23 protein-coding genes are annotated in these 24,361 nt (G+C 73.1%); 16 read left to right on the top strand and 7 right to left on the bottom strand.

Annotation, left to right across the window (positions count from 1 at the left end; genetic code table 11):
* Positions 1-13 precede the first annotated feature (13 nt).
* From ACWDVB_RS32645 to pcaDC, 6 genes are read left to right on the top strand one after another with little or no spacing between them, the layout of a single operon-like run.
* Positions 14-769 (top strand): CoA transferase subunit A, encoded by a 756-nt coding sequence (locus ACWDVB_RS32645; RefSeq protein ID WP_451516055.1) that lies wholly within the window; start codon positions 14-16, stop codon positions 767-769.
* A complete protein-coding gene (locus ACWDVB_RS32640; RefSeq protein ID WP_451516056.1) occupies positions 769-1,413 on the top strand; it encodes a CoA transferase subunit B in 645 nt (214 codons plus the stop codon). The genes ACWDVB_RS32645 and ACWDVB_RS32640 overlap by 1 nt, the downstream gene beginning before the upstream one ends.
* A gap of 55 nt (positions 1,414-1,468) precedes the next feature.
* Entirely contained in the window at positions 1,469-2,365 is an 897-nt protein-coding gene (gene pcaH, locus ACWDVB_RS32635) for a protocatechuate 3,4-dioxygenase subunit beta (protein WP_451516057.1), read from the top strand.
* Positions 2,365-2,946, top strand: a complete 582-nt coding sequence (pcaG, locus tag ACWDVB_RS32630; protein WP_451516058.1) for a protocatechuate 3,4-dioxygenase subunit alpha — start codon at positions 2,365-2,367, stop codon at positions 2,944-2,946. The genes pcaH and pcaG overlap by 1 nt, the downstream gene beginning before the upstream one ends.
* Positions 2,943-4,379 carry a lyase family protein gene (locus ACWDVB_RS32625; protein WP_451516059.1) on the top strand — a complete coding sequence of 479 codons (1,437 nt, stop codon included), beginning with the start codon at positions 2,943-2,945 and terminating at the stop codon, positions 4,377-4,379. Before pcaG ends, ACWDVB_RS32625 begins: the two co-directional genes overlap by 4 nt.
* Positions 4,376-5,524, top strand: coding sequence for a bifunctional 3-oxoadipate enol-lactonase/4-carboxymuconolactone decarboxylase PcaDC (gene pcaDC / locus ACWDVB_RS32620; RefSeq protein ID WP_451516060.1), 1,149 nt, complete (start codon positions 4,376-4,378; stop codon positions 5,522-5,524). The genes ACWDVB_RS32625 and pcaDC overlap by 4 nt, the downstream gene beginning before the upstream one ends.
* 56 nt (positions 5,525-5,580) lie before the next feature.
* On the opposite strand, the gene ACWDVB_RS32615 is transcribed toward pcaDC, so the two are convergent.
* Together ACWDVB_RS32615 and ACWDVB_RS32610 are read right to left on the bottom strand one after the other, a co-directional pair.
* Positions 5,581-6,543, bottom strand: coding sequence for an SDR family oxidoreductase (locus ACWDVB_RS32615; RefSeq protein WP_451516061.1), 963 nt, complete (start codon positions 6,541-6,543; stop codon positions 5,581-5,583).
* Between the two features lie 23 nt (positions 6,544-6,566).
* The gene (locus ACWDVB_RS32610; RefSeq protein ID WP_451516062.1) at positions 6,567-7,331 is read right to left on the bottom strand and encodes an SDR family oxidoreductase; all 765 of its coding nucleotides are present in this window, start codon (positions 7,329-7,331) and stop codon (positions 6,567-6,569) included.
* Between the two features lie 68 nt (positions 7,332-7,399).
* On the opposite strand from ACWDVB_RS32610, the gene ACWDVB_RS32605 reads away from it, so the two are divergent.
* Genes ACWDVB_RS32605 through ACWDVB_RS32590 form a run of 4 tightly spaced genes read left to right on the top strand, consistent with a single transcriptional unit; the run spans position 7,400 to position 10,885 of the window.
* Positions 7,400-8,155, top strand: coding sequence for an enoyl-CoA hydratase family protein (locus tag ACWDVB_RS32605; protein WP_451516063.1), 756 nt, complete (start codon positions 7,400-7,402; stop codon positions 8,153-8,155).
* On the top strand, positions 8,152-9,042 hold the full coding sequence (locus ACWDVB_RS32600) for a CoA transferase subunit A (RefSeq protein ID WP_451516064.1): 891 nt from the start codon (positions 8,152-8,154) through the stop codon (positions 9,040-9,042). The genes ACWDVB_RS32605 and ACWDVB_RS32600 overlap by 4 nt, the downstream gene beginning before the upstream one ends.
* Positions 9,039-9,821: a CoA-transferase subunit beta gene (locus tag ACWDVB_RS32595; RefSeq protein WP_451516065.1), complete on the top strand. Its 783-nt coding sequence runs from the start codon at positions 9,039-9,041 to the stop codon at positions 9,819-9,821. The genes ACWDVB_RS32600 and ACWDVB_RS32595 overlap by 4 nt, the downstream gene beginning before the upstream one ends.
* A 17-nt stretch (positions 9,822-9,838) precedes the next feature.
* Positions 9,839-10,885 (top strand): NAD(P)H-dependent flavin oxidoreductase, encoded by a 1,047-nt coding sequence (locus ACWDVB_RS32590; protein WP_451516159.1) that lies wholly within the window; start codon positions 9,839-9,841, stop codon positions 10,883-10,885.
* 106 nt (positions 10,886-10,991) lie between these two features.
* Here the strand turns inward: ACWDVB_RS32590 and ACWDVB_RS32585 are convergent, their stop codons facing one another.
* From ACWDVB_RS32585 to ACWDVB_RS32570, 4 genes are all read right to left on the bottom strand, one after another.
* Positions 10,992-13,646 carry an ATP-binding protein gene (locus tag ACWDVB_RS32585; protein ID WP_451516066.1) on the bottom strand — a complete coding sequence of 885 codons (2,655 nt, stop codon included), beginning with the start codon at positions 13,644-13,646 and terminating at the stop codon, positions 10,992-10,994.
* A gap of 169 nt (positions 13,647-13,815) precedes the next feature.
* On the bottom strand, positions 13,816-14,973 hold the full coding sequence (locus ACWDVB_RS32580) for an acetyl-CoA C-acetyltransferase (RefSeq protein WP_451516067.1): 1,158 nt from the start codon (positions 14,971-14,973) through the stop codon (positions 13,816-13,818).
* Between the two features lie 46 nt (positions 14,974-15,019).
* The gene (locus ACWDVB_RS32575; protein ID WP_451516160.1) at positions 15,020-15,607 is read right to left on the bottom strand and encodes a TetR/AcrR family transcriptional regulator; all 588 of its coding nucleotides are present in this window, start codon (positions 15,605-15,607) and stop codon (positions 15,020-15,022) included.
* Between the two features lie 120 nt (positions 15,608-15,727).
* Positions 15,728-16,510: an SDR family oxidoreductase gene (locus ACWDVB_RS32570; RefSeq protein WP_451516068.1), complete on the bottom strand. Its 783-nt coding sequence runs from the start codon at positions 16,508-16,510 to the stop codon at positions 15,728-15,730.
* A gap of 115 nt (positions 16,511-16,625) precedes the next feature.
* Here ACWDVB_RS32570 and ACWDVB_RS32565 point away from each other — a divergent pair, with 115 nt between their 5' ends.
* From ACWDVB_RS32565 to ACWDVB_RS32550, 4 genes are all read left to right on the top strand, one after another.
* Positions 16,626-17,864, top strand: a complete 1,239-nt coding sequence (locus ACWDVB_RS32565; RefSeq protein ID WP_451516069.1) for an acyl-CoA dehydrogenase family protein — start codon at positions 16,626-16,628, stop codon at positions 17,862-17,864.
* Positions 17,864-18,850 (top strand): acyl-CoA dehydrogenase family protein, encoded by a 987-nt coding sequence (locus ACWDVB_RS32560; protein WP_451516070.1) that lies wholly within the window; start codon positions 17,864-17,866, stop codon positions 18,848-18,850. The genes ACWDVB_RS32565 and ACWDVB_RS32560 overlap by 1 nt, the downstream gene beginning before the upstream one ends.
* Before the next feature lie 401 nt (positions 18,851-19,251).
* Complete coding sequence (locus ACWDVB_RS32555) at positions 19,252-20,436, top strand: anhydro-N-acetylmuramic acid kinase (protein WP_451516071.1); 1,185 nt, start codon at positions 19,252-19,254, stop codon at positions 20,434-20,436.
* A gap of 164 nt (positions 20,437-20,600) precedes the next feature.
* Positions 20,601-21,554, top strand: coding sequence for a DUF2510 domain-containing protein (locus tag ACWDVB_RS32550; RefSeq protein WP_451516072.1), 954 nt, complete (start codon positions 20,601-20,603; stop codon positions 21,552-21,554).
* A 206-nt stretch (positions 21,555-21,760) separates the two neighbouring features.
* On the opposite strand, the gene ACWDVB_RS32545 is transcribed toward ACWDVB_RS32550, so the two are convergent.
* On the bottom strand, positions 21,761-22,345 hold the full coding sequence (locus ACWDVB_RS32545) for a TetR/AcrR family transcriptional regulator (RefSeq protein WP_451516073.1): 585 nt from the start codon (positions 22,343-22,345) through the stop codon (positions 21,761-21,763).
* Between the two features lie 161 nt (positions 22,346-22,506).
* Between ACWDVB_RS32545 and ACWDVB_RS32540 the strand changes: the two genes are divergently transcribed.
* Positions 22,507-23,388 (top strand): phosphatase PAP2 family protein, encoded by an 882-nt coding sequence (locus ACWDVB_RS32540; RefSeq protein WP_451516074.1) that lies wholly within the window; start codon positions 22,507-22,509, stop codon positions 23,386-23,388.
* Entirely contained in the window at positions 23,385-24,296 is a 912-nt protein-coding gene (locus tag ACWDVB_RS32535) for a DMT family transporter (RefSeq protein WP_451612016.1), read from the top strand. The genes ACWDVB_RS32540 and ACWDVB_RS32535 overlap by 4 nt, the downstream gene beginning before the upstream one ends.
* Positions 24,297-24,361 lie beyond the last annotated feature (65 nt).

Raw genomic sequence — 24,361 nt, 5'->3', positions numbered from 1 at the left:
GGGGGCTGGGCGGATGGACAAGGTGATGGCCACGGCCGCGGAGGCGGTGGCCGACATCGGGGACGGTGCGTCGCTCGCGGTCGGCGGCTTCGGCCTGAGCGGCGTGCCGAACGAGCTGATACGGGCGCTGCACGGATCCGGGGCCTCGAACCTGCGGGTGGTCTCCAACAACTGCGGCGCGCTGGACTCGGGCCTCGCGACGCTCCTGTCGGCGGGCCGCATCGCCCGCGTGACCGGTTCCTACATCGGCGCCAACAAGGAGTTCGCCCGGCAGTACCTGGCCGGTGAGCTGGAGGTCGAGATGATCCCGCAGGGCACGCTGGCCGAGCGGCTGCGGGCGGGCGGCGCGGGCATCCCGGCGTTCTACACCCCGGCCGGGGTGGGCACGCAGGTCGCCGACGGCGGACTGCCGTGGCGCTACGACGGCTCGGGCGGGGTCGCGCTGGCGTCCCCGGCCAAGGAGGTGCGGGAGTTCGACGGCACCCCGTACGTCCTCGAGCACGGCATCCGCACCGACTTCGCGCTGGTGCGGGCGGCCAGGGGCGACCGGCACGGCAACCTCGTCTTCAACAAGTCCGCCCGCAATTTCAACCCCCTCGCGGCCATGGCGGGACGCGTCACCGTCGCCGAGGTGGAGGAGCTGGTGGAGCCGGGCGAGATCGACCCGGACGCGGTGCACCTGCCGGGGATCTACGTACGGCGCGTGGTCGCGCTCACCCCGGAGCAGGCGGCGGACAAGCGGATCGAGAAGCGGACGGTGAACGGCTGATGCCCTGGACCCGCGAGCAGATGGCCGCCCGCGCCGCGCGCGAACTCCGCGACGGCCAGTACGTGAACCTGGGCATCGGCCTGCCCACACTGATCCCCAACCACCTGCCGCCGGGCGTCGAGGTGGTCCTGGAGTCCGAGAACGGCATCCTCGGAGTGGGCCCCTACCCCACCGAGGCCGAGGTCGACCCGGACCTGATCAACGCGGGCAAGGAGACCGTGACCGTCCTGCCGGGCGCCGCCTACTTCGACTCGGCGCTCTCCTTCGGGATGATCCGCGGCGGCCACATCGATGCCGCCGTGCTCGGCGCGATGCAGGTCTCCGCGCGCGGGGACCTCGCCAACTGGGCGGTCCCCGGAAAGATGATCACCGGGATCGGCGGCGCGATGGACCTGGTGCACGGCGCGCGCACCGTCATCGTCGTCATGGCGCACACCGCGAAGGACGGCTCCGCGAAGATCGTCGAGGAGTGCGGGCTGCCGCTGACCGGCAAGGGGTGCGTGGACCGGATCATCACCGATCTGTGCGTTCTCGATGTGACGGAGGACGGCCTGGCGCTGGTCGAGTTGGCCCCGGGGTGCACGGTCGAGGAGGTCGTCGCGAAGACGGCGGCCGAGGTCCGGCTGCCGGGGAGTACGCCATAGGCCGCCTGCCGGTCCCGGCGCCCGCCCTCCGTCACGTCCTCATGGAGCCATCAGCATGGCCGCACACCAGGAGCCGCAAGAGATGACCCTGACCACTTCCTCCACCCCCTCGGCCGAGCCGCCGTCCACCGAGCCCTCGTCCACCGGGCGCTCGTCCACCGAGCGCTCGTCCACCCGGCGCTCGTCCAGCGGGCCGCTGCCCGACGGGCTCACCCAGGACGCGATAGACACCGAGGTCGCCAAGGCACAGGCCGCGTCGGCCGCCCACGGGCACCATCCGCCGCGCGACTACCCGCCTTACCGCAGCAGCCATCACCGCCACCCGAAGCAGCCGCTGATACCACTGCGCGACCCCGAGGCGGTGGAGCTGACCGGCCCCGCGTTCGGCGTCACCGACGTGACCGCCCTGGACCGCGATCTGACGCGGCAGCACCAGGGCGAGCCGCTCGGCGAGCGGATCACCGTGAGCGGCCGGGTCCTGGACCGCGGCGGGCGGCCCGTGCGCGGCCAGCTGGTCGAGCTGTGGCAGGCCAACGCCTCCGGGCGCTACGCCCACCAGCTGGACCAGCACCCGGCACCCCTCGACCCGAACTTCACGGGCTTCGGCCGCTGCCTGACCGACGACGAAGGAGCGTACTCCTTCACGACCATCAAGCCGGGCGCCTACCCGTGGCGCAACCACGTCAACGCCTGGCGTCCCGCGCACATCCACTTCTCGCTCTTCGGCACGGCGTTCGCCCAGCGCCTCGTCACGCAGATGTACTTTCCCGGGGACCCGCTCTTCCCTTACGACCCGGTTCTGCGCTCGGTGACCGACGAGTCGGCGCGGGAGCGCCTCGTCTGCGCCTACGACCACGACCTGTCCGTCCCCGAGTGGTCGCTGGGCTACCGCTGGGACATCGTCCTGGACGGCCCGTCCGCGACCCTCTTCGAGGAAGGCGACCACCACTGATGCCCACGTCCACTTCCACGTCCGCTTCCACGCCGCTCCCCACGCCCTCCCAGACCGTAGGGCCCTTCTACGGCTACGCGCTGCCCTTCCCGCGCGGCGGTGAGGTGGCGCCCGTCGGCGACCCGGACACCATCACGCTGCACGGGTACGTGTACGACGGCGCGGGGCAGCCCGTCCCCGATGCCCTCATCGAGACCTGGCAGCCCGCTCCGGACGGCTCGCGGGAGGGCGCCCCCGGCTCGCTGCGGCGCGACCCCGTGACGGGGCGGGTCATCGGGCGTGACGGCGTCGCGTTCACCGGGTTCGGCCGGGTGCCGACGGACGCGGACGGGCACTGGGCGGTACGGACGCTGCCGCCGGGCGGCGTCTCGTACATCTCGCTGGCCGTCTTCGCGCGCGGGCTGCTGCATCACCTCTACACGCGCGCGTACGTGGTGGACGAACCCGGCGACGCGCTGCTCGGCTCCCTGGACGCGGACCGGCGTGCCACGCTGATCGCGCGGGGCGAGGCCGCGCATACGTACCGGTTCGACATCCGGCTCCAGGGCGCGGGCGAAACGGTCTTCCTGGAACTCCTGTGACCGGCCTGTTCTCCCCCGGCTCGGCGGGCTCCGCCGCCGAGGAGGCGACCGGTGACATCGCCTTCCTCCAGGCCCTCTTGGACGCCGAGGCGGCGCTGACGCGCGCGCAGGCGGCGGTGGGCCTCGCCCCTCCGGAGGCGGCCGCCGCTGTCACGGAAGCGGCCTCGGACGCCGCCCGCTTCGACGCCCGCTCCCTCGCACTCCGCGCGCGGGAGGGCGGCAACCCGGTGATCCCCCTGGTGGCGGACCTGACGGCGGCGGTACCGGCCGACGCGGCGCCCTACGTCCACCGGGGCGCGACGAGCCAGGACATCCTCGACACGGCCCTGATGCTGCTCTCCGCGCGGACACTGGACCTGCTCCTCACGGACCTGACCCGCACGGAACACGCCCTGTCCCGCCTCGCGTCGCGGCACCGGAACACGGTGATGCCGGGCCGCACCCTGACGCAGCACGCGGTACCGACGACATTCGGCCTGAAGGCCGCGGGCTGGCGCTCACTGGTACTCGACGCACGGGACCGGGTCGCGCGGGTGCGGGGGGCGCTGCCTGTGCAACTGGGCGGTGCGGCGGGGACGTTGGCGGTGTTCGGGGTGTATGGCGTGTGGGCTTCGGGGGTGGCTGGGGGGCCGGACGCAAGGGGGCGGGGGGCGAGTGGTGGTGCGAGTGGTGGTACTTCTGTTTCAGGTGGGGTGTCCGCTTCGCGGGGTGGCGGGATCGTCGAGGGGCTGCCGGGGGTCTTCGCGTGCGCGCTGGGGCTGGCCGAGCCGTTGATCCCCTGGCACAGCCTCCGCACCCCCGTGGCCGACCTGGCGTCCGCCCTCGCCTTCACCGCGGGGGCCCTGGGCAAGGCGGCGGCGGACGTGCTCACGCTCTCCCGCACCGAGATCGCCGAGCTCTCCGAAGGCTCCGGTGGCGGTTCGTCCGCGATGCCGCACAAGGCGAACCCGGTCCGCGCCACGCTCATCGCCGCCGCCGCGCGCCGCGCCCCCGCCCTGGCGGCCACCCTGTACGGCTCGCTGGTCGCCGAGGACGAGCGGCCCGCGGGCGCCTGGCACGCCGAGTGGGAACCTCTGCGCGACCTGCTCCGCCTGGCGGGAGGCGCCGCCCGTGACGCGGCCGAGATGGCCGAGGGGCTGCGCGTCCACGCGGAGGCCATGCGGGAACACCTGGACCTGACCGGCGGGTTGATCGTGTCCGAGCGGCTCGCCGCCGAGCTCACGCCGCTGCTCGGGCGGGCCCGCGCGAAGCAGCTGCTGACCGACGCGGCACTGCGTACCCGCACCGAAGGGCGCCCGCTGACGGAGGTCCTGGCTGACAGCCTGCTGGTGGAGCCCGCTCTGAAGGACGTCGATCTCACCGAACTCACCGACCCCACCCGTTACACCGGCTCCGCCGGCACCCTCACCGACCGCGCCTTGGAGCGACGTTGACCATCGACACCACCGGCGGGCTGCCGCACCACACCACCGAGGGGCCGGACACCGCTCCCCCGCTCCTCCTCGGCCCGTCCCTCGGCACCTCGACCGCCCTGTGGGACGCCGTCGCGCCCGAACTCGCCACGGCCCACCGGGTCGTGCGCTGGGACCTGCCCGGCCACGGCGGCTCCCCCGCGGAGCTGATCGGGCCCGGCGCCACGGTCGCCGACCTCGCCGGGCTCGTCCTCGCGCTCGCCGACGCGCTCGGCATCGACCGCTTCGCGTACGCGGGTGTCTCGATCGGCGGGGCCGTCGGACTGCATCTCGCGGCCCACCACCCGGAGCGCGTGACGGGCCTCGCCGCGATCTGTACCTCCGCGCACTTCGGCGGCGCCGAGCCGTGGCGCCAACGGGCCGCGACCGTGCGCCGCGAGGGCCTGGCCGCACTCGCGGAGTCGGCGCCGCAGCGCTGGTTCACGCCCGGTTTCACGGTGCCCGCCCTGGTGGCGGACCATCGGGCCGCCGACCCGGGCGCGTACGCCGCGTGCTGCGACGCCCTGGCCGCGTACGACCTGCGGCACGCCATGCCGGCCATCACCGCGCCCACGCTGGTGATCGCCGGGCGCGAGGATCCGGCGACACCGCCCACCCACGCACGGGAGATCGTCGACGCGGTGCCGGGCGCGTCCCTCATGGAACTCGCGGGCGCCTCGCATCTGGCGCCCGCGGAGCGCCCCGCCGCCGTGACGGCCGCCCTGCGCGCGCACTTCGGCGACTCGACCGGCCCGGCGGGCAACGGCATGGCCGTGCGGCGCGCCGTGCTCGGCGACGCACACGTCGACCGCGCCCAGGCCAACACCACGCCCTTCACAGCCCGCTTCCAGGACTTCATCTCCCGCTACGCGTGGGGCGAGATCTGGACCGACCCCACACTGCCGCGCCGCGAACGCAGCATGATCACGCTGACCGCGCTCGTCGCCCACGGCCACCTCGACGAACTCGCCCTGCACGTCCGCGCGGCCCGCCGCAACGGCCTCACTCCGGAGGAGATCGGCGCCGTCCTGCTGCAGACGGCGGTCTACTGCGGAGTACCGGCGGCCAACGCGGCGTTCGCGGTGGCGCAGCGCGTACTCGCCGAGGAGACGAGGAGTGGTAGGTGAAGACCGCCGGGGGGGCAAGGGACGGCACGCGCGCGTGCCCCCTTCATCGCGCCCCTTCACCGTGCCCCGTACACCGGCTGCGGCGGCTCCGCGCCGGTGAGGAGTTCGCGGGCCGCCTCTCCCGCCTCCGCCGGTGACCAGCGGGCGCCCTTGTCCGCGGTGGGGCCGGGGCGCCAGCCCTCCATGACCGTGATGCGGCCTCCTTCCGCCTCGAAGACGCGGCCGGTGACCCCGGCCGAGGCGGCGGAGCCCAGCCAGACGACCAGCGGGGAGACGTTCTCCGGGGCCATCGCGTCGAAGCCGCCGTCCTCGGGGGCGGCCATGGTGTCGGCGAAGGTCTGTTCCGTCATGCGGGTGCGGGCGGCGGGGGCGATGGCGTTGACTCGGACTCCGTAGGCGGCCAGTTCGGCGGAGGCGACCAGGGTGAGGCCGAGGATGCCGGCCTTGGCGGCGCTGTAGTTGCCCTGTCCCACGCTGCCCAGCAACCCCGCCCCGGAGCTGGTGTTGACCACGCACGCGTGCGGCGCGCGGCCGGCCTTCACCTCGGCCCTCCAGTGCGCTCCCGCGTGCTTCAAGGGCAGGAAGTGCCCCTTGAGGTGGACCCGCATCACGGCGTCCCAGTCGTCCTCGTCGAGGTTGACCAGCATCCGGTCGCGCAGGAAGCCCGCGTTGTTGACGAGGGTGTCGAGGCGGCCGTACGTGTCCAGGGCGGCCCGCACCAGTGAGGCCGCGCCCTCGGACGTCGCGATGTCACCGCCGTGCGCGACGGCCTCGCCGCCCGCCGCGCGGATCTCCTCGACCACGGCGTGCGCGGGCCCGCCCGACTCCCCGGAGCCGTCGGGCCCCACGCCGAGGTCGTTGACGACGACCTTGGCGCCCTCGGCCGCGTACGCGCGCGCGTGGGCACGGCCGAGGCCACGGCCCGCGCCCGTGACGATCACGACGCGGCCCACGCAGATTCCGGACGTGGCGGCTGAAGCGGCGGCTGACGTGACGGCTGACGTGGCGGCTGAAGTCATGCGGCAACTCCCTTAGGTGGCGCTCACTGATTGACGGAGGCGGCGTCCAGGAAGGCGGGGCGTTCGCCGCCGCCGTGCAGCTGGAGTGCGGCGCCGCTGATGTACCGGGCTCGGTCGGAGGCGAGGAAGACGCAGGCGTCGCCCACGTCGGACGGGTCGGCGAGGCGGCCCAGCGGAACAGTGCGGGCGACCCCGGCGATGCCCTCTTCGTCGCCGTAGTGGAGGTGGGCGCTCTCGGTGCGGGCGAGGCCGAGGACGACCGTGTTGACCCGCACGGTCGGCGCCCATTCGACCGCCATGGTCCGGGCGAGGTTCTCCAGGCCCGCCTTCGCGGCGCCGTACGCCCCGCTGCCCGGCGAGGGCCGCGTGCCGCTGACGCTGCCGATCATCGTGATGGTGCCGCCCGTCTCCTGGGCGCGCATCACCTCGTACGCGGCGAGCGAGGCGTACAGCGGGGCCAGCAGGTTCAGTTCGACGATCTTGGCCTGGCGGGCCGGGGCGGAGTCGGCGAGGAGGCCGAACGGCGTGCCGCCCGCGTTGTTCACGAGCGCGTCCACCGCGCCGTGGTCGGCGGCCACCGCGCCGAAGAAGGCGTGGGCCGCCTCGGCGTCACGCAGGTCCAGCGGGCGGAAGTCGGCGGTGGCGCCCGCCGCTTCGACCGGCTTGTCGGGCGGCCTGCGAGCGCAGACGACGACGCGCGCCCCGGCGGCGAGGAAACCGCGGGCGATCCCGGCGCCGACGCCGCGGGTGCCGCCGGTGACGACGACCACCTGTCGGGTGTCAGTCATCGCTGCTACCTTTCCAACTAACAAATGTTTGGTTGAAGGCGTGTGGTCGAAAGGTAGCGGATCCTCTGATGTCTGTCTCCACCTCCGTCCCGGACAAGGGCGTGGCCGTCGTCACCGTCGACTATCCGCCCGTCAACGCCCTGCCCGTCCAGGGCTGGTATGACGTGGCGGACGCCGTCCGCACCGCCGGCCGCGACCCCGCCACGCGCTGCGTGGTGCTTGCGGCCGAGGGCCGTGGGTTCAACGCGGGTGTGGACATCAAGGAGATGCAGCGCGACAGCGGCCACGGCGCGCTGATCGGTGCCAACCGCGGCTGCTACGCGGCGTTCTCGGCTGTCTACGACTGCGAGGTGCCGGTCGTCGCCGCCGTGCACGGATTCTGCCTGGGCGGCGGCATAGGCCTGGTGGGCAACGCGGACGCGATCGTGGCGAGCGAGGAGGCCACCTTCGGCCTGCCCGAGCTGGACCGGGGCGCGCTCGGCGCGGCCACACATCTGGCCCGCCTGGTCCCGCAGCATCTGATGCGCGCCCTGTACTACACCTCGCGCACCGCGACGGCCGCCGAGCTGCACGCGCACGGCTCGGTGTGGCGGGTCGTCCCGCGCGCGGAGCTGCACGACGCCGCCCTGGAGTTGGCGTACGAGATCGCCCGCAAGGACGGCACACTGCTGCGCTTCGCGAAGGCCGCGATCAACGGCATCGACCCGGTCGACGTCCACCACAGCTACCGCTTCGAACAGGGCTTCACCTTCGAGGCGAACCTCAGCGGCCTCGCCGACCGCATCCGTGAGGACTTCGGGACGCAAGGGGAGGTCAGGGCATGACACACACCGCACAGACATCCAAGCGAACAGCCAAGGCGATGACGCCCGACGAGATCGTGGGGCGCCTGGAGAGCGGTATGACGCTCGGCATCGGCGGCTGGGGCTCGCGCCGCAAACCGATGGCGCTGGTGCGTGCGCTGCTGCGGTCCGGCGTCACGGAACTGACCGTCGTCGCGTACGGCGGCCCGGACGTCGGCCTGCTCGCCGCGGCCGGCCGGATCCGCAAGCTGGTCACGGCGTTCACGACACTCGACTCGATCCCCCTGGAGCCGCATTTCCGTGCCGCACGCGAGCGTGGCGCCTTCGAACTCGTCGAGCTGGACGAGGCGATGTTCATGCAGGGCCTCACCGCGGGCGCCCAGCGACTGCCGTTCCTGCCGATCCGCGCGGGCCTCGGCTCCGATGTGCTGCGGGTCAACCCCCACCTGCGTACGGTCACTTCGCCGTACGAGGACGCGGAGGATCTGGTCGCCGTGCCCGCCCTGCGGATGGACGCGGCGCTGGTGCACATGAACCGCGCCGACCGGTTCGGCAACGGCCAGTATCTGGGCCCGGACCCCTACTTCGACGACCTGTTCTGCGAGGCGTCCGACACCGCGTACGTCTCGTGCGAGCGGATCGTCGACTCCGGAGAGCTCACCGCGCATGCCGCGCCCCAGACCATGCTGATCTCCCGGCATTCGGTGACGGGCGTGACCGAGACGCCCAAGGGCGCGCACTTCACGTCCTGCGCGCCCGACTACGCCCGCGACGAGCCCTTCCAGAAGGCGTACGCGACCGCCGCCGCCGACCCGCGGGCCTGGGAGGCCTTCCACGACCGCTTCCTCACCGGTACGGAGCGGGACTACCAACTGGCCGTCCAGGCCTGGCACAAGGAGCAGCGATGACGCGGACCGGTGCGACGACGACCGGGCGGACCGCCAGCCGCGCCGAGTACTGCGTGATCGCCTGCGCCGAGGCCTGGCGGGACGGCGGCGAGATCCTCGCCTCCCCCATGGGCACGATCCCGTCCATCGGCGCACGTCTCGCCAAGCTGACCTTCTCCCCCGACCTGCTGCTCACGGACGGCGAGGCGCTGCTCATCGGCGACGTCCCGGCGGTGGGCGCCGCGTCGAGCGTGACGGAGGGCTGGCTGCCGTACCGCAAGCACCTGACGATGGTGATGGGCGGCAAACGGCACGTGCTGATGGGCGCGAGCCAGATCGACCGCTTCGGGAACCAGAACATCTCCTGCATCGGCGACTGGGAGCGCCCCCAGCGGCAGCTGCTCGGCGTGCGCGGCGCCCCGGCCAACACGATCAACAACCCCGTGAGTTACTGGATTCCGAGGCATTCGACGCGGGTCTTCGTCGAGAAGGTCGACATGATCAGCGGTGTCGGTTACGACAGCGCGGCCGCCGCTGGGCCCTCCGCGACCCGCTTCCACGACCTGCGCCGCGTCGTCTCCGACCTCGGCGTCTTCGACTTCGCCACGCCCGACCACGCGATGCGGCCGGTGTCCCTGCACCCGGGCGTCACGCTCGGCCAGGTGCGCGAGGCGACGGGTTTCGCGCTGTCCGTGCCGGACGACGTCCCGTGCACCCGTGAGCCGACCGACGAGGAGCTACGGCTGATCCGCGAGGTCGTGGACCCACGGGGCCTGCGCGAGCGCGAGGTACGCGCGTGACACCGGCCCCGCCCGTCATCGAGACGCCGCTGACCAGGCTGGTCGGAGTGCGGCACCCGATCGTGCAGACCGGCATGGGCTGGGTCGCGGGCCCCCGTCTGGTATCGGCCACGGCCGACGCCGGGGCGCTCGGCATCCTGGCCTCCGCGACCATGACGGTCGAGCGGCTGCGCGCGGCGGTGCGCGAGGTCAAGTCCCGTACGGACGCGCCGTTCGGCGTCAATCTGCGGGCCGACGCGGGTGACGCCCGCGACCGCGTCCGGATCCTCGTCGACGAGGGCGTGCGGGTCGCGTCCTTCGCGCTGGCGCCGTCCAAGGAGCTGATGGCCGAGCTCAAGGACGCGGGCGTGGTGGTCATCCCCTCGGTCGGCGCGCGCCGGCACGCCGAGAAGGTCGCGGCGTGGGGCGCGGACGCGGTGATCGTGCAGGGCGGCGAGGGCGGCGGCCACACCGGCGAGGTCGCCACGACGGTCCTGCTTCCGCAGGTCGTCGACGCGGTCGACATCCCGGTGATCGCGGCGGGCGGGTTCCACGACGGGCGCGGCCTGGTCGCCGCGCTCGCGTACGGCGCGGCGGGCGTGGCCATGGGCACACGCTTCCTGCTCACCTCGGACTCGACGGTCCCGGACGCGGTCAAGGCGCGTTACCTGGCGGCCTCTGTCACAGACATCACGGTCACCACGCGCCTGGACGGCCTTCCGCACCGGATGCTGCGTACGGAGCTGGTCGCGAGCCTGGAGAAGTCGGGCCGAACAGCGTCCCTGGCCCGGGCGGTGCGGCACGCGGCGGCGTTCCGGAAGGTCTCCGGGATGAGCTGGACGCGGATGGCACGCGACGGCCTCGCGATGAAGCGCGGCAAGGACCTGACGTGGAGCCAGGTGCTGCTCGCGGCGAACACACCGATGATGCTGAAGTCGGCGATGGTGGACGGCCGCCCGGACCTGGGGGTGATGGCTTCGGGGCAGGTGGCGGGCGTGATCGAGGACGTGCCGTCGTGCGCGGAGCTGGTGGAGCGGATGATGGTGGAGACGGGGGAGGTGATGGGCAGGTTGAGGCCGGGTTGACAAATCAAGCCCGTCCGGCGATTGAGGACCGGGGTCCGGGGCAGGGCCCCGTGACGTCACCCCCGGGGCGGCCCGCGCAGCAGGGGCGCTGCCGGAAGCCCGACCGTCAACGCCGCGCGGGCGACAGGTGGTCCAGCGCCCGGTCGATGAGACCATCCGCCCCGCAACTCCGCGCCAAGGTGAGCCCCCGCTCAAGCTCCGGCACGGACCCCGCCGCGATCCCGTACTCGACGCGCGCCACCGCGTGTTCGTACGCACAGGGCGACGCTTCCAGGTACGTGGCGGCCTGGCGGTAGAGGGCGATGGAGCGCGGCCCGCTCTCCAGAGCGGCGGCACACCGCAGGGCCTCGCCGATCGCCGTGTCCGTGCCGAACCGCTCGGCCTGCATGCGGGCGTCGGAGACGAGGAGCGCCGCCCGCTCGGGGTCCTCGTGGGCCAGGGCGCGGGCGAGGTCGTACGCCCACGGCGCGAGCACGGTGTTGTACTGCCCGCGCGCCGTCAACGCCTTGGCCGTGGCCTCCAGTACGCCAAGGCCCTCGCCGGTGCGGCCGAGGGCGAGCAGCAGTCTGCCGCGTACGGACAGGGCGTCGGGCACGTAGATCGTGGAGGCGGAGGGCGGCGCGAAGCCGTAGCGGTCGGCGATGGCGCCCGCCTCGTCGATGTGCCCGCGCGCCAGCAGCGTGTCGATGAGCATGCTGGCCGCCTCCCAGTGCATGGGCAGGCCCGTGCCGACGCGGTCGGCGAGGCGCAGGCTCTCGCGCAGGGAGCGCTCGGCGTCGACCAGCCGCCCACGCCTGCGGTACACATAGCCGAGGAAAGCGTGCGAGAGGGCGAGGTGTCCGCCGCTCCAGCCCGCCGTCTCGTACGCGCGCACGGCCTCGGTGAACAGGCTCTCCGCGCGGTCGAGCCGGTCCGAGAAGGCGTAGGAACCGCCGAGCATCAGGCGGAGTTCGAAGCTCCATTCCGTGTCGGTCCAGCCGAGCCCTGGTGCGAGGCGGCCGTTGACGAGGGCACGGTCGCAGAGTTCGACGACCAGTTCCGCGTTCTCGCCGCGGGTCATGGCGTCGAAGGCGCGCAGGATCAGCAGGGCGCGCTCGGAGTTGTTCCGGCCGGCGAGTGGACCGGCGAGCGCGGCGAGCCGCCGCGACCGGCCCGGTGCGTCCTCCTCGCCCGCGTGGATGCCCTCCCACATGTAGTGCACGGCCTGCAGGCGCAGCCGCGCGGGCCCGTCGTCGAGCCGCTCCGTCTCCTCGACGATGGCGCGCAGGCCTTCTTCCAGTTGGTCGTTGTGGACGAGTGCCTGGGAGAGGCGGCAGACCGCGTCGACGCGCAGGTCCCTGTCGAGGCCGCGCATGGAGAGGGCCTCGCGCAGATGCCGGATGGTGGTGGCGGGCGAGGTGAGCAGGGTGGCGCAGCCCAGTTCGTAGAGCACGCGCGCGTGGATCTCGGGCAGCGGTGGCTCCTGAAGGGCCCGTTCCAGACAGCGGCGGGCCGCGTCGGGCGCGCCGACGGCGAGGTGTTCGGCCGCGGCCTGGCGCAGCTGCTCGACCAGTTCGGGGTCGTCCTCCGGATGGACTTCCAGCAGATGCCGGGAGGCGGCCGCGGCGCCCCGGCCGTCGCGGGTGACGACGGCGGCGGCCACTCCGTGCATGGCGGTGCGGGTGGCCGCGGGGATCGAGCGGAGGATCGTGCTCGCGATCTGCGGGTGGACGAACTCCAGGCCGCCCGCGTCGGGGAGCAGGATGCGTGCGGCGCAGAGCCGCTCCGCGCAGCGTTCGGCGGTGTCGCGGGGCATGACGGCAAGTGAGGCGGCCATGTCCAGGGAGATGGCGGTGCCGAGGATGGCGGCCGCCCAGGCGAAGCGGGTGGCGTCGGTGCCGAGCTCTTCCAGGCGGGCGATGAGGCCGTGGCCCTTGGCCGTGCGGTTGAGGGCGCGGAGCGCGTCCGCGGTGCTCTCCACCGGTTCCAGTTCGCTGTCCTGCACCTTGGCGAGCAGTTCGACCGACTCGTACGGATTGCCGCCGGTGACGGCCCACACCTCGCGGCAGAACGGGGCGTCGGCGTGCTCGCCGAGTGTGGCGCGGGTCAGGCCCGCGGCGGCGTCCGGGGTGAGCGCGCGCAGTGTGCTGAACGAGCGGGCCGACGCGGCGACCGAGGCCAGATGGCGGGCGCTCTCACCTTTGGCGTCGCCGGGCCGGTGGGCGATCACGACGAGCACGGGCAGTTCGTCCAGGCGCCGGGCGAAGGCGGCCAGCCAGTGCAGGGTCTCCTGGTCGGCCCAGTGCGCGTCGTCGATGAGCAGGACGAGCGGCCATTTCAGCTGCGCGAGGCGCGAGACCGCTTCGACGAGGCCCTCGCAGACGCCCTGGGGGTCGGCCTGGCCTCCGCCGGGCTCTGTTATGCCGAGGGCGGGTCCCGCGATCTCGTACCAGTCGCCGAGGTATTCGCGGGCCTCGTCGGGCGAGAGGGAGACGAGTGCGGGCTGGAGGAGTTGGCGTACGACGTTGAAGGGGACGGAGGTGACCGCCTCGCCGCCGCGTGCGGACCAGACCGTGGCGCGGCGGGCCTCCGCGATGCGCCGCACCTCGGCGAGGAGCGCGGTCTTGCCGATGCCGGCCTCTCCGCTGAAGACGAGCAGGCCGCCCGCGTCGCTCGTGGCGTCCGCGCAGAGTTCCTCGACGGCCCGGGTCGCCGCGGCGAGTTCGACCTCGCGCTCCCACAGCGGGGCCCAGGCGGCTCCTCCGGGCCGTCCCTGCGTCATCGCGCTACCTCCCGGGATCGCTCATTCGGCGTACAGAAGTCGAGCCTAGCCGGGTCGGGGCCGCTGTGGAGCGCGGTCGGCGCAGGTACTGCCACAAGAGGTGACGGGCCGTCCGTTTCGCGGGCGGGCGGGGTCTTCGGGACGGCGGTCGGGACCGGTCCGGGGGCGGTCAGAGGCGCTCGATGATGGTCACGTTCGCCTGTCCGCCGCCCTCGCACATCGTCTGGAGGCCGAACCGGCCCCCGCTGCGCTCCAGTTCGTGCAGGAGGGTCGTCATCAGCTTCACTCCGGTCGCGCCGAGGGGGTGGCCGAGGGCGATCGCACCGCCGTTGACGTTGACCTTCTCCGGATCGGCGCCGGTCTCCTTGAGCCAGGCGAGGACGACCGGCGCGAACGCTTCGTTGATCTCCACGAGATCGATGTCGCCGATGCTCATGCCGGTCTTCTTGAGGGCGTACGCGGTGGCGGGGATCGGCGCGGAGAGCATCCGGATGGGGTCCTCGCCGCGCACGGAGAGGTGGTGGACGCGCGCGCGGGGCGTCAACCCGTGTACGCGCACGGCCCGTTCGCTCGCGATGAGCATGGCCGCGGCGCCGTCCGAGACCTGTGAGGAGCAGGCGGCGGTGATCGTGCCGTCGTCCAGGACGGGCCTGAGGCCCGCCATCTTCTCCAGGGTCGTGTCGCGGCGCGGGCCTTCGTCGGTGGTGACGTCGCCGTACGCGACGGCTTCGCGGTCGAAGCGGCCCTCGTCGATGGCGCGGATCGCCCGCCGGTGGGAGCGGAGGGCGAACTCCTCCATGTCGCGGCGGGATATGTCCCACTTGGCGGCGATCAGCTGGGCGCCGTGGAACTGGTTCACGGGCCGGTCGCCGTAGCGGGCGCGCCAGCCCTCGCTGCCGGCGTACGGGCCTTCGGTGAGGCCGAGCGGCTCGGCGGCCTGCCGGGACGCGAAGGCGATGGGGATCATCGACATGTTCTGCGTGCCGCCCGCGACGACGAGGTCCTGGGTGCCGGACAGGACGCCCTGTGCCGCGAAGTGCACGGCCTGCTGGGACGATCCGCACTGCCGGTCGATCGTCACGCCGGGCACCTCTTCGGGGAGTCCGGCCGCGAGCCAGCTGGTGCGGGCGATGTCCCCGGCCTGCGGCCCGACCGTGTCCAGGCAGCCGAAGACGACGTCCTCCACGGCGGCGGGGTCGATGCCGGCACGCTCGACGACCGCCTTGAGGACGTGGGCGCCCAGGTCGGCGGGGTGGACCCGGGAGAGCCCGCCCTTGCGCCTGCCGACGGGGGTGCGGACCGCTTCGACGATGTATGCCTCGGCCATGACTGCGTACTCCTCGGTCGTGGGGCGCCGTGCGACGACGCGCCGCTTACGTACGTACGGAGATGCCGTCCAGGACCATCGAGAGGTACTGGCGGGCGATCTCCTCGGGGCTGTGGCCGCCGCCGGGGCGGTACCAGGACGCGGCGACCCAGACGGTGTCGCGCACGAAGCGGTAGGCGAGCCGGACGTCGAGGTCGTCGCGGAAGACGCCTTCCGCGACGCCGCGCTCCAGCGTCGTCAGCCACGCCTTCTCGAAGCGCTGCTGAGAGTCGGACAGGTACTGGAAGCGCTGCTGGGCGACCAGGTGCTTGGCCTCCTTCTGGTAGATCGCGACGGCGGCGCGGTGCCGGTCGATCTCCCGGAAGGACTCCGTGACGAGCGCTTCGAGCGTCCGGCGGGGGTCGAGCTGGGCCTGGAGCACGCTGTCGTAGCCGTCCCACAGCTCGGTGAGGAAGGTGCGGAGGATCTCTTCGAGCATCGACTCCTTGGAGTCGAAGTGGTAGTAGAGGCTGCCGGCGAGCATGCCCGCGGCGTCGGCGATCTTGCGGACCGTGGTGGCGTCGTATCCCTGCTCGGCGAAGACGTCGGCGGCGATGCCGAGCAGTTCGCGGCGCCGCTCGGGCGAGGGGCTCACCTGGGCCTTCTTCTTGCTGGTGCGCTGCTTCGGTTCGCTGGTGCGCTGTTCTGGTTCGCTGGTGCGCTGCTCTGGTTCGCTGGTGCTCTGCTTCGGTTTCGACACACGGTCATTCTCCGCCTAGGCGTGCTGGCTGCTGACCGAGACCGTCTCGCCCGTCATGTACGAGGAGTAGCCGCTGGCCAGGAAGACGATGACGTTGGCTATCTCCCACGGCTGCGCGTACCGCCCGAAGGCCTCGCGCTCGGTGAGTTCGTCGAGGAGCTCCGCAGAGGTCACTTTCGCCAGGTGGGGGTGGATCGCCAGGCTCGGCGCGACCGCGTTGACCCGGATGCCGTGGGGGGCGGCCTCGATCGCGGCGCAGCGGGTGAGGGCCATGACGCCGGCCTTCGCCGCGGCGTAGTGCGCCTGGCCCGCCTGGGCGCGCCAGCCGAGCACCGAGGCGTTGTTCACCAACACGCCGCCCCGGCCGGAGGCCCGCATGCGGCGCAGGGCCGCGCGAGTGCAGCGGAACGTGCCGTTCAGCGTGACGTCGATGACCTTGTCCCACTGCTCGTCGGTCATGTCGATGAGCTCCGCCGTCCCGCCGAGTCCGGCGTTGTTCACCACGATGTCCAAGCGGCCGTGGCGCCGCTCCGCCAGCTCGAACAGGGACTGGACGTGCGCCTCGTCGGTGACGTCGCACGGGATGCCGTCGACGCGGTCGGCGCCGAACTCCTCGGCGAGCGCCGCGACCGTCTCCTTGGTGCGGCGCGGGTGGGCGTCACCTATGACGATGCGGGCGCCTTCCTCCAGGAAGCGGCGTGCGGTGGCGCCGCCGATGCCGGCTCCGGCGGCCGCCGTGATCACGGCGGTGCGGTCCGCGAGCAGCTCGTGTCCCGACGGGTACGCGGGTGCGTCCATGGGGCGCCCTCCCAGTTCTGTTTCTGCTTCTCGCCCTCGACTCATCGACCATTGTCAAGGTAATCTACCAAACACTTGTTAGGGAAGGGTGATGGGAGAGGGAAGGCGGGCACGGATGGACCTCGACTTCACCGCCGGGGAAGAGGAGTTCAGGCGGCGGGCGCGCGACTGGTTGGCCGCGCATGTGCCGGCCGCGCCGCTGCCGTCCCTGGAGACGGAGGAGGGTTTCGCGGCCCACCGGGAGTGGGAGCGCGTACTCGCGGCCGACCGCTGGTCGGTGGTGTCCTGGCCCGAGGAGTACGGCGGGCGGGGCGTCGACATCGTCAAGTGGCTGGTGTTCGAGGAGGAGTACTACGCGGCGGGGGCGCCGGGCCGCGTCTCGCAGAACGGCATCAGTCTGCTCGCGCCGACGCTCTTCGACTTCGGCACCGCCGAGCAGCGTGCGCGGGTGCTGCCGTCCATGGCGACCGGCGAGGTGATCTGGGCGCAGGCCTGGTCGGAGCCGGAGGCGGGGTCGGACCTGGCGTCGCTGCGGTCCACCGCGCGGCGTACGGACGGGGGTTGGGTGCTGCGCGGGCAGAAGACGTGGTCGTCGCGGGCCGCGTTCGCCGACCGCGCGTTCGGGCTGTTCCGCAGCGAGCCGTACGACACCTGTGCGGGCGCCGGGACCGGTGGAGGCGGCGGTGCCGGTGGAAGCGGCGGTGCCGGTGGAAGCGGCGGTGCCGGTGCCGCGGGCAAGCCGCATCGGGGGCTCACGTACCTGATGTTCCCGCTCGACGCGGAGGGCGTGACGGTCCGTCCCGTCGGGCGCCTGGACGGCAAGCCCGCCTTCGCCGAACTCTTCCTCGACGACGTCTTCGTACCGGACGAGGATGTGATCGGCGAGCCGGGCCAGGGCTGGCGGATCGCCATGTCGACCACGGGCAATGAACGCGGCCTCACTCTGCGCTCCCCCGGCCGCTTCCTCGCCTCGGCGGACCGCCTCGCGCGGGGCTGGCGGGCGCACGGGGACCCGGCCGACACGGCACTGCGCGACCGGGTCGCGGACGCCGTCATCGGGGCGCGTGCCTACGAGTTGTTCACGTGGGCCTGCGCGTCGCGCTTCGCGGCCGGGGAGACGGTCGGTGCCGAGTCCAGCCTCAACAAGGTCTTCTGGTCGGAGTACGACATCGCGCTGCATGAGACGGCGCTGGATCTGCTGGGCGTGGAGGGCGAGCTGACCGACGGCGCCGCGGCGGACTGGATGGAAGGGTACGTCTTCTCGCTCGCCGGGCCCATCTACGCCGGCACCAACGAGATCCAGCGCGACATCATCGCCGAGCGGCTGCTCGGCCTGCCGAAGGGACGCCGCTGATGAGGTTCCTCCTCGACGCCGAGCAGCGGGAGTTCGCGCGCTCGCTGGACGCGATGCTTTCGGCGGCCGACACGGTGACGGCCACGCGCGCGTGGGGTGCGGGTGATTTCGCGCCGGGGCGTGCGGTGTGGGCGCGGCTCGCGGACATGGGGGTCTTCGCGCTGCCGGTTCCGCAGGCGTATGAAGGGGTGGGCCCGCTGCCCGTCGAAACGGTCGTCGCCTTCGTGGAGCTGGGTCGGCACGCCGTGCCGGGTCCGGCCGTCGAGACGGTGGCCGCGGCGGCGCTGCTCGCACGCCTGGCGGAGCTGGGCGAGCCGGAACCGGCCAAACGGTTCCTGCCCGTGCTCGCCTCCGGTGCGGCGAGCGCGACGCTGACGCTGCCCGAGGGCGGGCCGTTGGCGCTGGATCCGGAGGCGGCGGGCCTGATCCTGGCCGTGGCCGACGGCGAGCTGCGGCTCGCGCCCGGGCACGCGCGCGTACGTCAGTCCCTCGACCCGGCCCGGCGCCTCGCCGCCCCTCTGCCCGGTGGTGAACTGCTCGCCACGGGCCCCGCCGTGACCGCGGCGACCCGGCACGCGAGGGAGTGGGCGGCGCTCGCGACGGCCGCGCAGTCGCTCGGCGTCGGGTTCGCGCTGCTCGACAGGACCGTGGCGTACGTGAAGCAGCGCACGCAGTTCGGGACGCCGATCGGAACGTTCCAGGCCGTCAAGCACCGGCTCGCGGACGTCCTGCTGCGCCTGGAGTTCGCCCGCCCCCTGGTGCTCGGCGCCGCGCTGACCCTGGCACCGGCGGATGTCGCCGCCGCCAAGGTGACGGCGAGCGAGGCGGCGTACGGGGCGGCCCGGGCCGCGCTCCAGTTGCACGGCGCGATCGGCTACACCGCAGAGTTCGAGCTGTCCCTGTGGCTCACGAAGGCGCGGGCACTGCGGTGCGCGTGGGGTGATCCGGGGGAGTGGCGGGGGCGGATGCTCGCGGCGCGCCCCTGACCACGCCCTGGGCGGGCGACCCTCACTCACGGAAGTGAGCCAAGCCCCGCACCACACAACACCCACCCCGGGCCATACCCGGGGCAAGCCCCCACAGCGTGGGGCGAAGCGTGCGGCGTCTGCCTCCGCGCCGCGCACGGCGGCCGTGTGGCGCAGAGGTGGGGCGCCCGGTCGGGGGTTCGCGCGGGAGACGCGGCCCGTGCCTCGGCCCGCTGACGAGGGCGTGTTCCGCGGTCCGGGCGGGACGTTCCGCCACCCGGGCGGGCGGGCTTTCGGCGGGATCGGCGCGGGCGGTGCGCGGTGCTGCACCCCGTGCCGCGTTCACGGAAGACGCGTCGCCCGCATCCCACGGGATGCGAAGATCAAGCGCATTGGTGAGCCGACCGAGAAGGAGGCCCCACGTGCGCGTGATCGGGCTCATGTCAGGGACCTCGTACGACGCGATCGACGCGGCAGCCGCCGATCTGACCCTCGACGGGGACCGTCTGACGCTCACCCCCCTCGGGCTGATCAGCCGTGGCTACGACGAAGGGCTGCGCGCCGCGCTCGCCGCCGCGCTGCCGCCCGCGACCACCACGCTCGCCGAGGTCTGCCGCCTGGACACCGCCATAGGCCGTGCCTTCGCCGCCGCCGCGGTCGAGGCGGACCGCGAACTGTGCGACTCCCGGGCCCAGTTGGTCGCATCGCACGGACAGACGGTCTACCACTGGGTGGCGGACGGACAGGTGCACGGCACCCTGCAGATCGGACAGCCCGCCTGGATCGCCGAGGCAACGGGGCTGCCGGTGGTCGCCGACTTCCGCCCACGCGACATCGCGGCGGGCGGCCAGGGCGCGCCCCTGGTCAGCCTGGTGGACCGGATGTGGCTGCGCGGCCGGCCCGGCGCCCCCGCCGCGCTGAACCTCGGCGGCATCGCCAACATCACCGCCGCCGACGGCACCGCCTTCGACACGGGCCCCGCCAACGCCCTGGTCGACGCCGCGGTGAGCGAGGTGACGGGCGGCCGCCTCGCCTACGACCTGGACGGTGAGTTCGCCGCGCGCGGCGCGGTCCACGCAGGGCTCCTCGACCGTCTCCTCGCCGAGCCCTACTACGCGCTTCCGGCACCGAAGACGACGGGCAAGGAACTCTTCCATCTGCCGTATCTGCGTACGGCCTTGAAGGGGTACGAGGCACTGCCCACCGAGGACGTCGTCGCCACGCTCACCCGGCTCACCGCCCGCACGGTCGCCGACGCCGTCCGCTCGGTGAAGGCCTCGGAGGTCATCGCCTCCGGCGGCGGTACGCGCAACCCGGCGCTGATGGGCTCCCTGCGGGCGGAGTTGGGCGGTGGTATCCCGGTGCGCACCTCCGATGAGCTCGGCATGCCGTCCGCGGCGAAAGAGGCGTACGCCTTCGCCGTCCTCGGCTTCCTGACCCTGCACGGCCTGCCCGGAACGGTCCCGACGAGCACGGGCGCACGCCACGCGAGCGTGCTGGGCTCGATCACGCCGGGGCGACGGGGCATGCCGTGGCCCGAGACGATTCCGGAGAAGGAGGCCCCGGCGCGGCTGGTCATCAACGGCCACGGGAGCCGGGACCGGTAGGCCGCGACAGCGGCGTCCCAGGGAACTGCGGACTGGGGGACCCTGGGGAATCAGGGGCTCCACGCGCCAAGGGGGGTCAGCGGGGCCGCCCTTGACCGCCCTCTCATGTCGCTTTATGGCCCCCTCTCATGCCGCTTTCACCCGGGGCTCATACTCTGGCGCCCATGACGCAGATGACTCCCCCAGGCTGGTACCCCGATCCCGGCCAGACCGCCGGCGGTCCGCCCACCGAGCGCTGGTGGGACGGGAACATGTGGACGGATCAGGTGCGCGCCACCGCGGGCACGCACGCGTATCCGACCCAGCCGGCCTTCCCGGCCCATCCGGGACAGGCCCCCGCGCCACGGCGGCGCCTGCGCGTCGCGATAGCCGTCGGCGTGGTGCTCGTCGTCCTCGCCGGGATAGGCGGCGGCGTGTACGCCCTGACCGCCGACGACGACAAGGACGACGGCGACTCCACGGCCAAGGAGCCGTCGTCGGGCGCCCCGCGGGACCCCGGGGCGCCCGATGCGCCGCGGTCGCCGGACGGCTCGGAGACCCCGAACGCCCCGGACGCCCCGAAGGCCCCAGGGCAGGAGCCCGGCTTCGCGAGCGACACGGTGAGCGGCATCAAGATCCCCGTGCCGGACGGCTGGGCGGGCGGCCCCACGCAGGTGGGCGCCGGGGTGCAGACGGACCCGATCCCCTGCCCCGGGAACCCCGAGGAGCGGTGCACTCGCGGCAGCGCGTACTCCCAGCCCGCCGAGAAGCTGGACATCGACGCCAAGACGCCCGAGGCGGCCGCCAAGGAGGACATCAAGAAGAACGCGAAGGAGGGGTACGGCGGCAAGACGTACGGCCGTATCACCTCGCACAAGGTGCTGGCGTCCAAGTCGATCACCGTGGCGGGCCAGAAGGGCTACTACGTCCGCTGGAAGGCCGTCACGGAGAAGAGCGACGACGGCTACGTCGAGTCGCTCGCCTTCCCCTCCCCCGCCGACAAGTCGAAGCTCGTCATCGTCCGCATGGGCATCGACGACAACGCGAAGGCGCCTTCACCGTCCTACATGGACCAGATCGCGAAGGGCATCAAGGCGGGCCCCACAGGCGGCGGCGGAGGAACCGGACAGGACGTGTAGGAGACGGGGACCGGACGTTCAGCACACGGGAACGTGCCGATGATGCCGCGGGCGGTGCGGCAGCACGCGTGGGCCCGATGGACCGGGCGGGGTTCCTCGCCGCTCAGGAGGAACCCCGTCCGGCCCGGGGGTGCGCGCCGCCCCCGTCCCCACGGTGCGGCGCGGGCAGGCCCGGGTCTCGTCATCCGGCAGACCCGGGCCCACGATCAGGTGAGGCCGAGCGCGGGCAGCACGCACGCCTCGACGAAGCGGGTCAGATACTCCTCGTCGGCGTGCGCGCCCTCAAGGACCGGTCTGGCCCGCAGCACACCGAACAGCTGCACTGTGAGGAACTCCACCGCCGGATGCCCCTCGGCGATCTCACCGCGCTCGACGCCGCGCCGGATGATCACGTCCATGGCCTGGAGCTCCGGCTCGACCAGCGTCTCGCGCAGCACCCGCTGCAGGTCCACGTCCTGTAGGACCGCGTGGCTGAGCGCCTGGACCAGCATCGTGTCCCGCCCCGACTGCTCGCCCGCGGCCCGGGCCGCCTCGCGCAGGTCCCCGGCGAGGCTGCCGGTGTCGATCCCCTCGAACCGCACGCAGCGGTTGGCGCGCAGCGCCGCGGCCACGAACTGGGGCTTGGTCTTCCACTGGCGGTAGAGCGTGGACTTGCTGCACCGGGTGCGAGCGGCCACGCCCTCCATGGTCAGCGCCTCATAGCCGCACTCGCGGAGCTGGTCGAGGACGGCGTCGTAGAACTCCTGCTCACGCTCCGGCGTGATCTTCGAGCGACTCGTCGTCGACGTCATGGCTCTTCTCCTCGGTACGGCGGCCGGATCAGCTCGATCGACCCTCATCGATACGCCAGTGTACCGGTACGCCTTCGTATCGGTACACTGGCGTATCGATGAGCGAGGCGTTTCCTCGCTCGGCACCGCACTACCCAGTCATCACGCAAAGGGGCCGGGGGATGGAATCCCGAACCGAGCCTGTCGAACGGGAGCCGGACATAACGGTCCGGGAGCCGGACATATCCGCCCGACCGCCCGTCGTCCGCGAGCTCCTCCTCGTCGTAGGACTCTTCCTCGTCTACAAATTCGGCAGGCAGCTCGCCAACGGGCACACCGGCGAGGCCTTCCACAACGCGCACCGCGTGTGGGACGCCGAGCGGCTGCTGCACCTGCCCGGCGAGGGCGCCGTGCAGGACGCCCTGCTGAGCAGCGAGACACTGATCCACGTCGCGAACACCTACTACGCGACCGTGCACTTCCCGGCGACGCTGCTCTTCTTGGTCTGGCTGTACGCGCGCCGACCCCGGCACTACGTCTGGACGCGGCGGGTCCTGGCCGCGCTGACCGCGGCCGCGCTCGTGCTGCACCTGGGCTTCCCGCTCGCGCCGCCGCGGATGCTCGACGCCGCGCGCCTCGTGGACACGGCACAGGTGTACGGGCCCTCGGTCTACGCCGCGAAGCCCGCCACCGACACGATGGCCAACCAGTTCGCGGCCATGCCCTCCCTGCACTTCGGCTGGGCGCTGATGCTCGCCATCGGCATGATCGTCGCGACCTCGACGCGGTGGCGCTGGCTGTGGCTGCTGCACCCGCTCCTGACGCTGCTCGTGGTCGTCGGCACCGCCAACCACTACTGGCTCGACGCGCTCGCGGCGACCGTGCTGCTCGGCATCGCGCTCGCGGTCATCAGGCCGCCGCTTCCGGCGCGGTCACTGGTCGTACGGCGCTGGGGACCCACGTCCCGGCCCGAGGCCGAGCACGAGCCCGTACCGCCACCCGTATCGGAGCCGGGCCTCTCCCCCGCCGCCCCGGAATTGATCGTCTCGGGGGCCCCACGGTGAGCGCCACACTCCTCGCCGTCGTGCTCTCGCTCGTCTCGGCGGGCGCGTACGCCGCCGCGGCCGTCGCCCAGGAGCGGCTCGCCTCGCGGGTCGCCGAGGGCGAGAGCGGGGTCCTGCGGATGCTCGGAAGCGGCATCTGGTGGTCCTCGGTCGGGCTCAACGCGGCCGCCGCGCTGCTGCACGTGGCCGCCCTGAAGTACGGGCCGCTCACGCTGGTCCAGCCGCTGGGGGCGCTCACCCTCGTCGCCGCCGTGCCGCTCGGCGCGCGGCTCGCGGGGCGCCGGGTCACGCGCCTGGAGTGGCGCGGCACCGGCCTCACGCTCATCGGCCTCGGCGCGCTGCTCCTGACCGCTTCGGGACCGGCGCCCGACGACACGCTGACGGTGCCCGAGGCGCTGGTCGTGGCCGCGGCGACCATGGCGGCCATCGGGATGCTCTCCCGGCCGGGCACGCGGCCGGGGCTGCGGCACGCGACCGCGTCCGGCTTCGCATCCGGCGTCGCGTCGGCGCTCACGCAGACCGTGACGGTCGCCGTGACCGACCGCTCGGGGCCGCTGCTCAGCCCGCAGGTCCTGATCGTCGCGCTGCTGGTCGCGGCGTTCGCCGCCGGTGGCCTGCTGCTCTCGCAGACCGCCTACCGGGGCGGCCTCGGCGCGCCGCTCGCCGTGGTGACCCTGTCCAACCCGTTGGCGGCCTCGGTCATCGGCGTGGCGCTGCTCGGCGAGCGGCTGCGGGGCGGCGCCGGGGGGATCCTCCTCGCGGTGGCGGGCGCGGCGGTGGCGGCGTACGGCGTCGTGGTCCTCACCCGGTCGCCGCGGGGCCCGGCGGGCGGGCCGGAGCCGGACTTCCTGCCGTCGATCCCCGGCCCGGCCGTGGAACCGGCGGCGCTGCACCTGTCACGGCCCTGACGGACGTACGTACGTGAGAAACGGCGTCGGCCGCACTTACCGGGACGGGAGTGGCGGAAAAACGA

It is taken from the genome of Streptomyces sp. NPDC003379, assembly GCF_053589195.1.
This window is presented reverse-complemented; position numbering and strand designations above follow the sequence as displayed.